A 12,419-nucleotide genomic window follows, 5' to 3' on the forward strand; every position below is an offset into this window, starting at 1 on the left:
CGGGGCATGCTCAGTCTACCGGCGCGGGTGGCGAGGCTCTCCCGCGAGCGCGGGCGGTCAGATCGCTCTCGGTGAGGGCGGCAGCGATGTCTCTCCTCGTGTGAAGCACGCGATGGACTCGCACGGCGTCCGGATCATCGGTGTAGATGACGAGGTACGGATGGTTTCGAAGAGGGAAGGCGCGGATGTCGGGAATCTCGGTCACCAGCTCGAAGCGCGCCGATCCCAGCGAGGGATACGCAGCGAGCCGGCTCATCGCATGCTGGAGGTCGTCGATGAACGCGATCACGACCGGCGGCCCTGCTTCGCCGAGGTAGCGCGCGACCGCGCCGTCGATGTCCTCATCCGCCCGCCTGGTGGAGACGACTCGCCCCGCAGTCACGCGTCGGCGGCGTCTGCGTGGACGCGGTCTCGGAGGCGATCGAAGTACGCCTGGTCCACTTCGGAACCCGGCCCCGACGTCATCCCGTCGACAACCAGGGATCGCAGCTGCTCGCGGGCCTGCTCATGGCGGATCAACTCACGCATGAACTCGCTGCTGTTGCTGTAGCCGCGCTCGGCCACCTGCGTTTCGACGAAGTCCTTCAGCGCGTCCGGAAGAGAGATGTTCATCGTGGCCATACCTCCACGCTAATACCGATGGCAAAGTTTGTCATTGCACTAGTGAACGTCATCGCCGGCACCGGCTCTGCCCCGTGGCCGCTCAGTTGCAGTGAATGAGGAAAGGTCGCGAAACTCCCGGAATCCGGAGGGGGAGTCGACCGATGTAGAGAGCCGGGACGGATGCAGGGAGTGCGGACGGATGTAGGGAGATTTGCGCGCTTTCGCCCCTGCATCCGGCCACACTCCCGACAGGTGTACCGCCCCAACCGAGCACGCCGCCCCGCGCGCCGACCGTCACGCGGGAGGCCACTGCGGATGCCGTGCCACAGCGACCCGCGCGGTGAGATCCGCGAGCACGGGCGACCCGGCGCCGCCGACCCCGACCGCCTCGGCCCACCGGAGCGCGAGCAGGGCGTGCCCCGCCGCGCTCGGGTGGAACGCGTCGTCGAGCAGGCCCCACGGCATGCCTTCGTTGCCCGGCCCCGTCCCCGCCGAGAACTCCGCGAACGCGGCGTGCTGATCCACCAGGACCACCACGTCCCGCGCGGCCACATCCCGGACCGCTTGGGCGAACTCGCCGATGCGGGCGCGGTCGGGCGCGTGCAGCAGGTCGACGGTCGGCGGCGTCTGCAGCACGGGCACCGCACCGAGCGCCCGCACCCGCCGCACGAACTCCGCGATCGACTCCGCGAACGCCGACATCTCGATCACAGGGTCGAGCCACTCCGTCGTGCAGTCGTTCGTGCCGATCATGAGCGTCACCACGTCGGGCCGCCAGTGCGCCACGCGACGGTCGAAGTCCCCGAGGATCAGGTCGGCCCGCCACCCCGTGATCGCGGTGTTGATCACGGCATCCTGCACCCGTCCGGCATCGCCGCGGATCAGCTCGTGCAGGTGATCGACGTAGTTGCGGGCACCGCGGGTGTGGATGAGGCCGTGGGTGATCGAGTCGCCCGTGAACACCCAGGTGACCGGCGCTCCGGAGGCGAGCAGCTCCCGGAGCGCCGCGCGATCATCCGTCATCCGGTGACCTTCAGCTGCACGTCGATGAACCGCGGCCGGTAGATCGAGGCGTCGTCGTACACGTCACCCACGTTGTCGAACGTGTTCACGTTGTAGGAGACGAGGATGCGGTTGCCCTGACGCAGATTCGGATGCTCGTGCGCGTTGTAGGTGAACACGTCGGGGTCTCCGTAACTGCCGAGCGCCCCGGTCTCGGGCGTGCGGTACAGCTCGACCGGATCGGTGAACGGACCCGTCGGCGAGCACGAGGTGCGCGCGACGATGCGGGTGCTGAACAGCTCGGACGTGTCCTGCGTCACCAACAGGTAGCCGTCACGGAAGGGGGCGACGCTGAACTCGTTGGCCACGTAGGGCACCACGGGCACGGCATCCGCCTCGTTCGCGGCCCAGGTCGTGCCGTTCCAGTACGTCCATGTGCCCTTGAGGCCGTCTTTGCCCTGCACCTTCGCGACGTACGCCGAGCGTACGCCGCCCGGGTCGGCGATGCCGTAGATGTAGGTCGTGCCGCGCTCCTCCAGCGTCCACGACCCCCAGTTGATGCCGGTGGCCGAGGGCAGATCCACGATGCCCTCGAGCTGCAGGGTCTGCCCGTCGAGCGTGGCGAGGCGGTTCGCGGTCCACGCGAAGTCCCACTGCCCGGTGCCGGTGCGCGCGAACTGCAGCAGCGGCACCTGCACGGTGCCGTGACGGCCGGGCGTCGGGTCGCCGATCCAGTACCACTTGCCGTCGGGTTCGGGCGGGATGATGCCGGCCGGGTCCTCGGGGGTGCCGCCGGTGATGGTGGTGAGGTCGCCGCGGCGGTCCTGCACCACGACGGAGTTGTTCACGAACGGCGAGTCGGTCGGGCGCGACCCGTCGGGGTTCACGGTGCCGAGGAAGGTGTCCGAGAAGAACCAGCCGGTCTTCCCCTTGCCGAGCGGCAGCGAGTAGGTGCTGTCGCCGCCGGTCCACTCCCCGCCGGTGTTCCCGTAGGTCGTGAAGGTCTCGGTCAGGTTCTGGTTCACAGTCGATGTCGCCGTGAGCGTCTTGTCCACCAGCGAGCACTGGCCGGGTCCGTGCCCGCCGCCATGTCCGCCCCCGGCCGGAACCGTCGCGCTCGCCGGGGCGGCGAACAGCGCTCCGGCGCACAGGAATGCGGCGGCGAGACCCGCCGTGATCATGCGTCTTCTCATCTCGATCACTCCTTCGTGTTCGTGTGGGTACAGCGTGGTCCTGCGGGTCGTGCAGTGCTCCGGCGGTCGTGCTCAGCGCCCGGCGGTCTCGGCGATCCCTCCCGAGGCGTCGATGTCGTAGGTCTTCTCGCCCACGCGCAGCCCGCGCAGCACCGCATGCGGGTCGAGTGCGGCGACGCAGCCGGCCGCGCGCACCGTGCCGTCGGTCGCGACCGAGACGCCGAAGAGGGCCTCGATCACGAGCTCGACCCAGGCGCCCGACGACGAGCACGACCAGTCGATGATGTACGGCAGCTGCGGCGGGGCTTTGCGCGCGCCGCCGTTGATCCCGGGCACGGCCTCCTCGACGAAGTGCGCCTGCCCCATCGGGCCCTGGTTCGCCGTGCGCGACAACCCTTCGACCCACGAGGTGAGTACCTCGGGGGCACCGAGAGCGGCGAGCGCGCGTCCGGCATCCGCGGGCCAGGCGGGGTAGGCGCCGTTCCACTGATGGTCGGGTCGGGGGCTGTAGCTGGCGTCGGGGTCCCACGGCGAGAGCGCGCGCATCCAGTTGTCGGTCTGCAGTTCGCGCTGGAAGAACGAGACCATCTCGTCGCGGATGCTCGGCGCGAGGTCGTCGGCCACGGTCGTGCCGACCACGCTGAAGTCGTAGCAGTGCCGCACCGGCAGCATCGTGCCGTCGGGCTGCCCGGCGGCGAAGATGCCCTCACCCGGGAGGTAGCGCTCGATCACGGCCGGGAGCAGGGCGTCGGCCTCGGCGCGCAGCTCCGCACCGCCCGGCGCGTCGCCCTGCAGGTCGGCGAGGGAGGCGGCCGTGCGCATGCTCCACACGTTCGCGGCGTTCAGGCTCGCGACCTCGTGTGTGTACGAGCTCACGCACTCGAGCAGGTTGTCGATCTCTCCGTAATCGGCCAGGGCGGTGTCTCGGCGTAACTCCTTCCACGCCATCGCCCACTGCCGCACCGACTCGGCGACGGTCTGATCGCCGACGATCTCGTCGAGGAACGCGGTGTCGCCGGTGAAGCGCACGTAGTCGTGCACGAGCCGGGTCATGGCGTAGTCGTTCACCGAGTACCAGCGCCCGACCGGCCCGCCGGTGAGCGAGGAGGTGCCGAAGTGCGAGTGGATGTCGAGAGAGATCCAGTGCCGCACCTGGTTCCGCATCTCGGCGGGGTCGAGCAGCGCATGGCTGACCGAGCTCAGGCTGTAGTCCCAGATGAACGTGGTGGTGCCCCAGTAGTTCGGCATGAGGGTGTCGTACGAGCGGCCGAGCACGTTCCCGGCGAAGTCGCGGCGGAACCAGATCACGCCCAGCACCGCCCACCAGTACAGGCGGCGGAGCGGCGCGGATGCCGTCTCCAGCACCGGCAGCGCGCCGGAGAACTCCCCGTCGTCGGGGTCGAAGGCGGCGTGCAGCTGTCGGTTCCAGAACTCCTCGGCCGCAGCGACGGCACCGGGCACATCCGCGGCGACGGCGTCGTACGCGCGCGCCGCATCGTCCTCGGAGATCCCGACCGCCTGCACGTAGGCCGTGCGCGCGACGCCCCCGTCCGGCACGGCGAGCACCACGGCCAACTCGCCGCCGCGCCCGTTCCCGCCGATGCCCGTATCGAACGCCTCGGGCAGGTCGGCCACTCCGCTCAGCACCGCTGATCCGCCCGCCAGCCCCTGCACGCTCCAGGCCGCGGCATCCGCCGACGAGAACACCAGGCGCTCGCCGTCGACGGTCGCGGTGTCGCGCTCCGAGGGCGACTCCGCGTCGAGCCAGGCCTCCTGCGAGCGCGTGACCCGTGCCGCGGCCGAGAGCCCGATCCGCACCTCCCGATCCTGCGATCCGGTGTTCCGCACCGCGATGTCGATCGCCACCGCCGTCTTCCCCGGCACGCACACCGTCGTGGTCTCGATCTCCAGGTCGCCGACGGTGGCGCGCCGCACCACCCGATCCGCCCGCCACTCGTGTGTCACGGGCGCCCCGTACGAGGCGAACAGCCGTCCGTCGACGAACAGCACCGCGGTCTGCGTGAGTCCCTGCGACACGGGCGGGAACTGCACCGCGCTGATCGCGGTCAGGTCGTGATCGACGCGCACGGTCCCGAACATGTTGGTCAGGCCGGTGGGCGCGATCATGTCGTCGTAATGGTGGGTGACGGCGTCGGCGGCGAGGTCCTCGACGGTGGGGATGAGCAGATGCATGATGCCTTTCGAGGGGCGGGAGAGAGGGTCAGTACTGGCCGAGCGCGAGGCCCTTGGCGAAGAACCGCTGGGTGCAGAGGAACAGCACCACGGTGGGGAGCGAGACGAGCACGGCCGCGGCGAGCACGACCGACATCTGCGCGCCGCCGTAGGTGCTCTGCATGCCCGACAGGGTCGTGATGATGGGGCGGATGTCGTCGGACTGGCTGAGCGTGAGGCCGAGCAGCAGGTCGTTCCACACGAACGTCGCCTGCAGGATGAAGATCGCGACCAGCGCGCTCGACGCCATCGGCAGGTACAGCCGCACGAAGATGCGCCAGGTGGTGGCGCCGTCGAGCACCGCGGCCTCGAACACGTTGTGTGCGACGCCGGTGAAGAAGTTGCGCATCACGAAGGCGGAGAACGGGATCGAGATCACCGTGTAGATGATCACCATGCCGACGCGGGTGTCGAACAGGCCGATGCGCGAGTAGGCGTCGAACAGCGGCAGCAGCACCATCTGCAGCGGGAACACCGTGCCGCCGAAGATCACGACGAACCACAGGAAGCCGCGCTTGAGTCGCAGGGCCACGATCGCGTATCCGGCCGCGGCGCCCACGAGCACGGCGATGGTCGGCGAGACGATCGAGTAGATGAGGGTGCTGAGGATGCTGTCGCCGAGGCCCGACAGCTCGAACGCGTCGGCGAAGTTCTGGAACAGGTGGAAGTCGGTGGGGATCCAGGATTCTTTCGAGGTGAAGGTCATCGGGTCCTTCATCGCGTTCACGACGAGGAGGTACGCGGGCAGCAGCCACACGAGTCCGAGGATGACGAGCACGGCGGTGCGGATGATCTTCGACATCACATCTCCTTCTTCGGGGAGAGCTGCTGACGCAGGTACAGCACCGACGCGACCAGGGTGATGACGGTGAGGAACACCGCGATCGCCGAGCCGAGTCCGTAGTCGCTGTTCACGAACGTCTCCTTGTACATGGTCAGCGCGAGGGTCTCCGAGACGGTGCCCGGTCCGCCCTTGGTCATGCCCCAGACGATGTCGAAGGTCTTCAGGCTCGCGACGATCGAGAGTCCGACGACCACGGCCGTGAGCGGGCGGAGCATCGGCCAGAGGATGCTGGTGAACAGGCGCACGCCGCCGGCGCCGTCGATGCGGGCGGCCTCGAGGGGCTCCTTCGGGATGGCCTGCAGGCCGATGGTGAACAGCAGCGCGTTCACGCCGACGCCCTGCCACGACGAGGCGATGATCATGACGATCGTGTTGAGCGGAGCATCCAGCAGCCACCGCGGCGGGTCGGTCACGCCGAACGCGGCGAGGGCCTGATCGAGCGCTCCGCCCGAGGAGAGGATGAACGACCACACCACGCCGACGCCGATGCCGGAGAGGGCGTAGGGGATGAGGAAGGGGAGGCGCAGCCAGATGCCGCCGCCGAGGTTCCAGGTGAGCAGCGCGATCGCCAGGCCGATGCCGACCGGGATGATCAGGGTGCCGATCACCCAGAGCACGGTGTTCATCGCGGAGCCCACGAAGTCGCCGTCGGTGAACATCTCGACGTAGTTGTCGAGCCCGATCCAGTCGGGGCTGCCGAGGCCGTTGTACTTCGTGAAGCTGAGGAAGACCGTCCACAGCAGGGGGAGGTAGAGCAGGACCGCGACCAGGATCACGCCCGGGGCGATGAAGCCCCGGGCGGACCACTGGTACGGCGACTTCTGATGCGCCATCCGGTGCTTACTCCTGCTCTGCCCAGTACTTGTCAGCCGTGGCCTGGATCTTCTCCAGGAACGGCATCGGGTCGCCGGGGTTGGCGTTGAAGGCGCCGAACTGCTCGATCGCGGTGGTCACGATCTCGGTCGGCATGGCCTCGAAGAACCGGTCGTACAGCATGTAGTCGTCGCCGGCGATCTCGGTGCCGAGCTCGGCGAGCGCGGGGTCTGCGACCTTCGCCTTCGGGTTGAACGCCACGTCGCCGTGGGCGTCGTTCCAGGCGGTCTGCGCGTCGGGCGACATCCACCATTCGGCGTAGGCGAGTCCGAGGTCGCGCTGCTTCGAGTTCTCGGCCGTGCAGATCGGGCCCGACTCGACGGCGACCGGGGTGGCGTCGAGGTCGTCGCTGACGGCCGGGATCGCGAACATCCCGTAGTCGTCGGTGGTCATGCCCGCGCCTTCGAGGTTGCCCGCGAAGAACGTGCCGAAGTTGATCATGGCGTAGTCGCCCTGCTTGAGGCCGACCGCGGGATCGGTGGTGCTGCCCGCGTCGCTGAACCAGCCGGCCTCCTGCTCTTCGAGCCACAGGTTCATGACGTCGACGATCTCGGGGTCGGTGTACTTGACGTCGCCCGTGGTGAGGCCGGCGTACAGGTCGGGGTCGGTCGAGGCGACCAGGTGCTGGAACCACTGGAAGGTGAAGAGCACGCTGGTCTGGTAGTACGGGGTGACCCCGGCATCCTTCAGCGTCCCGGCGGCGTCGTTCAGCTCGTCCCAGCTGGTGGGCACCTCGATGCCGTTGTCGGCGAAGGCGGCCTTGTTGTAGAACATGATCCAGTAGGCGATGTTCATCGGCACGCAGTACTGCTTGTCGTCGAACGTGTAGCTGTCGCGCAGGTCTTCGCTCACCCAGCCCTCGTCGACGGCCTTGGTCCAGATGTCGGTGGTCTCGGCGACCAGGCCCTCGTCGACCAGCTGCTTGAGCGAGTCGCCGGTGTGCCAGGTGAACAGGCCCGGCGACTTGTCGGTGCGGAACGACTGCTTGATGAAGGCGTCGTACTGGTTCGCGTCCGAGTACCCGGTGGTCTTGAGGGTGATGTCGACGGCGTCGCCGCTGACCTCGTTGAGCGACTCGAAGTCGGGCTTCCACGCCGCCTTGTCGGTGTAGAAGTCGAGCGTGCCGGTCACCTCGCCGGCGTCTCCGGATCCGGAGTCGCCGGAGCATCCGGCCAGAGCCAGGGTGCCGAGGAGGAGACCGGCCGCGGCAGCGGCGATCGTGCGTCGCGAAATCATTCAGAACTCCCTTGTTCGTTTGGTATCGTTACCAGAAAATCTGGTTTCACGCTACCAAGGTGATGAGTGCGGTGCAAGGGATTCCCTCGCGGGATCCTCGCGGGTGCTGCGTCATTGCGGGTGCTGCTTCGGGTTGCTGTGTTCGGTGCGTGTTCAGTTGTCGCTCGTGCGCGAGCCGCGTACGTACGCCTTGACGGTCGCGAAGCGGGCGCTGCGCGAGTTCTCGGTGCGCTCGATCCGGTACGCGCCCACCGCGGCCGGGACGATGAACGTCTCGGCGTAGTGGATGACGAAGGGCTCGAAGGCGTGGGTCGGGCTGACGACCTGCACCTCATCCCCCTCGACCAGGTTGAGCACGTTGACCGTGCCCTCCGTGTCGTGGTCGGCACCCTCGGCGAACCAGTGCCGGCGCACCTCGATGAACTCGAGCTCGTGCAGGCCCGTGCTCTCCTCGGTCACGTCGCCCTCGGTGCGGATGGTCTTCACCTGGCCGAGGAGGTTGTCGCCGACCCAGGTGGTGTCGCGGTCCCACTGGATGTTGCGGGCGCCGTGGTCGAGGTGCACGGGGCGGGGGATGCCGTCGAGGCCGACGCGGCCCCAGTCCCAGAGCTTGAAGGTGAAGATGAACGGCGTCGCCGAGATCTCCAGCACCATCGAGTTCGCGCCCGAGCAGTGCACGGTCCCGGCCGGGATGGCGAAGTGGTCGTGCTTGCGGGCCGGGAACGAGTTGACGTACTTGTCGGCGGGGAACGGATGCTCGCCGTCCTGCGCCGTCGCCAGATCCTGCAGCATCTCGGTGCGGTCGATGCCCTCCTTGGTGCCGAGGTAGACCACGGCATCGTCGCCGCCGTCGAGCATGTAGTAGCTCTCGTCCTGCGTGTAGTGCATGCCGAACGTGTTCTGGATGTAGTCGGTCAGCGGGTGCACCTGCAGGCTGAGGTTGCCGCCGTCCATCGTGTCGAGGAAGTCGAAGCGGATCGGGAACTCGGCGCCGAAGCGGGAGAACGTCTTCGGGCCCAGCAGGTCGACCGGGCGGCGGAAGACCAGGTCGAGTGCGGGGATCTCGATCACGCCGCCCTCTCCCTCCAGCAGCAGGGAGTTCTCCTCGGGCACGCAGTCGAAGCACCACGCGTAGTTGTCCTTCGAGGGGTCGAGGCCGATGAGGTTCTTCATCCACTGCCCGCCCCACACTCCGGGGTCGAAGAACGGCACGACGCGGAACGGCCGGTGCGCGGCATCCTTCAACGCCTGGCGGAACGCAGTGCCGGTGATCATGCCGGCTTCGGGGGAGTCCGGATGCTGCTCGGCCGGGGCGATCGCGTTGCCGTCGAGCACGAAGTCGACCGTGTCGAACAGGCTGCGCTTGTGGCGGTCGGCGACGCGCCATTCGACGAAGAACCCGCGCTTGTACTTACGCAGATTGTCTTCCGCGGCGTTGTCCGCGCGCCAGTTCGTGGCGCCCTTGCGCTGGCGCAGCTGGATCTCCCAGCGGGCCATGTCGACGAGCACGGTCGCTGCGGCGCCGTCGAGCCGGGGGCGGAGGAGCTCGGATCCCCAGCCGATCACGACGGTCGGGTTCTGCGCGATGCTGCCCGCGAGGGCATCGAGCTTCGCGGCGTCGTAGAAGTCGGTCAGGGTGAAGTGGCTCATCACACCGAAGACGCGGTCGTCGGTGAGGTTCGGGGCGATCAGCTGCTCGACCTCGGCGACCGGGCGGGCGGCGGTCTCGACGTCGACCACGGTCCAGTCCGGCAGGGCCGCGCGCACGGCGGTCGTGAGGGCGGGGATGTCGACTCCCGGATAGGCGTCCACCAGCAGCACCGGGGCGGTGCCGGTCACGCGGGCGCAGGCCTCGGCGAGTTCGGCGGCGGCGGTCCAGCCCTCGGTGCCGCGGAGGATGCGCTCGCCCGCGGGGAGCGCCACGGTGGGCTGGGTGTCGTAGCGACCTCGGGTGGTGTGCCCTTCGTGCATGTCGCTGATCGGGGTGGTCACTGTTCCTCCTGCGGTGTGGCGGTGTGTGTGGTCGTGGCGCGGGCGAGGATGCTGAGTCCGCGGGCGACGGAGAGTTCGGGCTCGGGCGGGACGATGAAGCGCGGCGGCGTCATCGAGGGCCAGAGGTGTGCGCGGACGTGGGCTTCGATCGGGGCGCGGACCGCGTCGCCCGCGCGCAGGATCCCGCCGGACAGGATCACCACCGCCGGGTCGTACGAGTGCACGAGCGAGGTGACGACCGCGCCCCACACGTGCAGGAAGCGGTCGCGGATCTCCGGGTGCGCGTCGGTCGTGAAGACCTCGGTCATGGTGGTGCCGGCGGGGAGCGCCCACGTGCTCGCGAGCGCCTCTCCGCATCCGAGATTCCCGCACGGGCAGACCGGCCCTTCGAGGTCGACCGTGAGGTGTCCGCCGAGGATGCCGGCATGCCCGGTGCGTCCGCGCAGGGGTGTGCCGTCGATCAGGGCGGCGGTGCCGATGCCGGTGCCGAGCGTGACGAGCACCGCATCGCGCTCGCCGGCCGCGCTGCCGGTCGAGGTCTCGCCGATCAGGGCTGCCCTGGCGTCGTTCTCGACCACGGCGGGGACGCCGAACTCGGTGAGCGCCCAGGTGTTCAGGTCGAAGTCCTCGAGGAAGTCGTACTTGGCGTTGGCGTGCAGCATCCGTCCGGTGCGGGGGTCGACGACGCCCGGGACGGCGATGGCGACTGCATCCGCGGTTCGGCCGGTCTCGGCGGGGTCGGTCTCAGCGGGGTCGGGCGAGGTTCGGCCGGTCTCGGTTCGGCCGGTCGAGGTTCGGCCGGTCTCGGCGAGGTCGGTCTCGGCGAGGAGTCGGCGTGCTTCGGCGGCGGCGGCGGGCAGGTCGGCGGGGCTGCCGAGGACGGGAATGCTGCCCGTTGCGACGACACGGCTGCCGTCGGTCACGGCGAGCTTGATCTCGGTGCCCCCGAAATCGATGCACAGCTCCATCCGGCCTCCTCGTCGCGTCATCCGACTGCCTCGTCGGTGATTGGTAACGTTATCAACGAGGGGTGGGGGTGTCAAGACTCGACCGGATGTCGGGAAGTTCTGCCGAGTGCACGGCCTCCTGGCGGGGATTTTCCCGACAGGTGTCCGAACTCCCGACGGGTGTCCGAACTCCCGACAGGTGTCCGAACTCCCGACGGGTGTCCGAACCCCCGACGGGCCTTCCGAGCCCCTCGCGGCGACGATTCGCCGAGATCATGACGATTCGCCGACTTTTCGTCACGAATCGTCCGGGAATCGTCCGACCCTCGGCGAATCGTCCGACCTCGGCGCGAGTCGTCGCCCCACCCGCCCCGCGGCGAGTCAGCGCACGCTGCGGAGCGACACCGGCAGCTCGACCTCGCGCGGCGCGGTGTCCCCGTCCCCACCGTCGAGGCGGTCGAGCAACAGGCGCGTGGCGGTGCGGCCGAGTTCGCGCGGGTCGTGGTCGATCACACTGATCGGCACCGGCGAGAGTTCGGCGAGCTCGAAGTCGTCGAAGCTCATGATCTCGGGGAAGTCGGCGGGCGTCCGCAGTCCGGCGTCGAGCTGGGTGCTGATCTCCTTGAGCGCGCCGATGGCGTTGCGGTTGTTGGCGCAGAAGATGGCGGTGGGCGGATGCTCGGCGCCGAGCAGTGCGCGCGTGGCTTCACGGGCCTGATCGACGGTCTGCTGGTTGGCGGCGACGATGTGCGGGTCGACGGCGAGTCCGCGTTCTTCGAGTGCCCGCACGTAGCCGGCGAATCGGCGTTCACCGGTGAAGATCGACAGGGCGTTGCCGAGGTAGCCGATGCGGGTGTGGCCGTGGTCGATGAGCGCGATCGTGCCGCGGTAGGCGCCGTCGTCGTCGGCGAGCACGACGCTGTCGACCGCGAGTCCGTCGATGCGGCGCGAGGCGAGCACCACGGGCACGCCCTGGTTCTGCGAGTGTGCGAGGTGGGCCGAGCTGGGGCCGGCCGGGACCACGATGAGCCCGTCGACGCGGCGACCGAGGAAGTCGCCGACCAGGTCGGCCTCGCGCACGGCATCCTCCGACGTGTTGCCGAGCAGGATGCGGCGGCCGGTGAGTGCGGCTTCCTCTTCGACGCCGAGCGCGAAGGTGCTGTAGTACGGGTTGGCGATGTTCGTGATCGCGACGCCGATGAGTCCGCTGCTGTGGCCGGGGCGGATGCTGCGGGCGTTCTCGTTGCGGTGGTAGCCGAGTTCGGCGACGGCTTCCATGACGCGCTGCTGCACGTCGGGTTTGACGTTGAGTCCGCCCGAGAGCGTGCGCGAGACGGTCATGGGGCTGACGCCCGCACGGATGGCGACCTCTTTGACGGTCGGGCGGCGCGTGCGTTCGCTCATCCTGCCCTCCGGAGTGTCGTGCCTGCGATCTAGGGAACGTTACCAGCGGGTTCTGGGATCCGCGGGGCCGTCGCGGGATGCCGCGCCCACCGT

11 protein-coding genes are annotated in these 12,419 nt (G+C 68.9%); all 11 read right to left on the reverse strand.

The window, feature by feature from the left end:
* Positions 1 to 10 precede the first annotated feature (10 nt).
* The 11 genes from DW298_RS07455 to DW298_RS07505 all read right to left on the reverse strand — a co-directional run bounded on the left by DW298_RS07455 (position 11) and on the right by DW298_RS07505 (position 12,326).
* Entirely contained in the window at positions 11 to 382 is a 372-nt protein-coding gene (locus DW298_RS07455) for a type II toxin-antitoxin system RelE/ParE family toxin (RefSeq protein WP_136041813.1), read from the reverse strand.
* A complete protein-coding gene (locus DW298_RS07460; RefSeq protein WP_029263097.1) occupies positions 379 to 621 on the reverse strand; it encodes a ribbon-helix-helix protein, CopG family in 243 nt (80 codons plus the stop codon). The genes DW298_RS07455 and DW298_RS07460 overlap by 4 nt, the downstream gene beginning before the upstream one ends.
* Positions 622 to 897: 276 nt before the next feature.
* On the reverse strand, positions 898 to 1,626 hold the full coding sequence (locus tag DW298_RS07465; RefSeq protein ID WP_136041814.1) for an SGNH/GDSL hydrolase family protein: 729 nt from the start codon (positions 1,624 to 1,626) through the stop codon (positions 898 to 900).
* Positions 1,623 to 2,798 carry a DUF4185 domain-containing protein gene (locus tag DW298_RS07470; RefSeq protein ID WP_240745051.1) on the reverse strand — a complete coding sequence of 392 codons (1,176 nt, stop codon included), beginning with the start codon at positions 2,796 to 2,798 and terminating at the stop codon, positions 1,623 to 1,625. The genes DW298_RS07465 and DW298_RS07470 overlap by 4 nt, the downstream gene beginning before the upstream one ends.
* A 72-nt stretch (positions 2,799 to 2,870) precedes the next feature.
* Complete coding sequence (locus DW298_RS07475) at positions 2,871 to 4,991, reverse strand: hypothetical protein (RefSeq protein WP_205820286.1); 2,121 nt, start codon at positions 4,989 to 4,991, stop codon at positions 2,871 to 2,873.
* A gap of 28 nt (positions 4,992 to 5,019) precedes the next feature.
* On the reverse strand, positions 5,020 to 5,832 hold the full coding sequence (locus DW298_RS07480) for a carbohydrate ABC transporter permease (RefSeq protein WP_136041817.1): 813 nt from the start codon (positions 5,830 to 5,832) through the stop codon (positions 5,020 to 5,022).
* On the reverse strand, positions 5,832 to 6,707 hold the full coding sequence (locus DW298_RS07485; protein WP_105711773.1) for a sugar ABC transporter permease: 876 nt from the start codon (positions 6,705 to 6,707) through the stop codon (positions 5,832 to 5,834). Before DW298_RS07485 ends, DW298_RS07480 begins: the two co-directional genes overlap by 1 nt.
* A gap of 7 nt (positions 6,708 to 6,714) precedes the next feature.
* The gene (locus tag DW298_RS07490) at positions 6,715 to 7,983 is read right to left on the reverse strand and encodes an ABC transporter substrate-binding protein (protein ID WP_136041818.1); all 1,269 of its coding nucleotides are present in this window, start codon (positions 7,981 to 7,983) and stop codon (positions 6,715 to 6,717) included.
* 153 nt (positions 7,984 to 8,136) lie between these two features.
* The gene (locus DW298_RS07495; protein ID WP_136041819.1) at positions 8,137 to 9,975 is read right to left on the reverse strand and encodes a class I mannose-6-phosphate isomerase; all 1,839 of its coding nucleotides are present in this window, start codon (positions 9,973 to 9,975) and stop codon (positions 8,137 to 8,139) included.
* Positions 9,972 to 10,943: an ROK family protein gene (locus tag DW298_RS07500; RefSeq protein WP_136041820.1), complete on the reverse strand. Its 972-nt coding sequence runs from the start codon at positions 10,941 to 10,943 to the stop codon at positions 9,972 to 9,974. The genes DW298_RS07495 and DW298_RS07500 overlap by 4 nt, the downstream gene beginning before the upstream one ends.
* A gap of 360 nt (positions 10,944 to 11,303) precedes the next feature.
* On the reverse strand, positions 11,304 to 12,326 hold the full coding sequence (locus tag DW298_RS07505; protein WP_136041821.1) for a LacI family DNA-binding transcriptional regulator: 1,023 nt from the start codon (positions 12,324 to 12,326) through the stop codon (positions 11,304 to 11,306).
* Between the last annotated feature and the right edge of the window lie 93 nt (positions 12,327 to 12,419).

The organism is Microbacterium sp. A20 (genome assembly GCF_004794515.1).
Classification (GTDB): domain Bacteria; phylum Actinomycetota; class Actinomycetes; order Actinomycetales; family Microbacteriaceae; genus Microbacterium.

What these genes read in the sequence shown, in the direction of transcription:
- DW298_RS07470 (WP_240745051.1), bottom strand. Translation starts at nt 2,798, where the DNA reads ATGAGAAGACGCATGATCACGGCGGGTCTCGCCGCCGCATTCCTGTGC.
- DW298_RS07505 (WP_136041821.1), bottom strand. Translation starts at nt 12,326, where the DNA reads ATGAGCGAACGCACGCGCCGCCCGACCGTCAAAGAGGTCGCCATCCGT.
- DW298_RS07465 (WP_136041814.1), bottom strand. Translation starts at nt 1,626, where the DNA reads ATGACGGATGATCGCGCGGCGCTCCGGGAGCTGCTCGCCTCCGGAGCG.
- DW298_RS07490 (WP_136041818.1), bottom strand. Translation starts at nt 7,983, where the DNA reads ATGATTTCGCGACGCACGATCGCCGCTGCCGCGGCCGGTCTCCTCCTC.
- DW298_RS07480 (WP_136041817.1), bottom strand. Translation starts at nt 5,832, where the DNA reads ATGTCGAAGATCATCCGCACCGCCGTGCTCGTCATCCTCGGACTCGTG.
- DW298_RS07475 (WP_205820286.1), bottom strand. Translation starts at nt 4,991, where the DNA reads ATGCATCTGCTCATCCCCACCGTCGAGGACCTCGCCGCCGACGCCGTC.
- DW298_RS07500 (WP_136041820.1), bottom strand. Translation starts at nt 10,943, where the DNA reads ATGGAGCTGTGCATCGATTTCGGGGGCACCGAGATCAAGCTCGCCGTG.
- DW298_RS07485 (WP_105711773.1), bottom strand. Translation starts at nt 6,707, where the DNA reads ATGGCGCATCAGAAGTCGCCGTACCAGTGGTCCGCCCGGGGCTTCATC.
- DW298_RS07460 (WP_029263097.1), bottom strand. Translation starts at nt 621, where the DNA reads ATGGCCACGATGAACATCTCTCTTCCGGACGCGCTGAAGGACTTCGTC.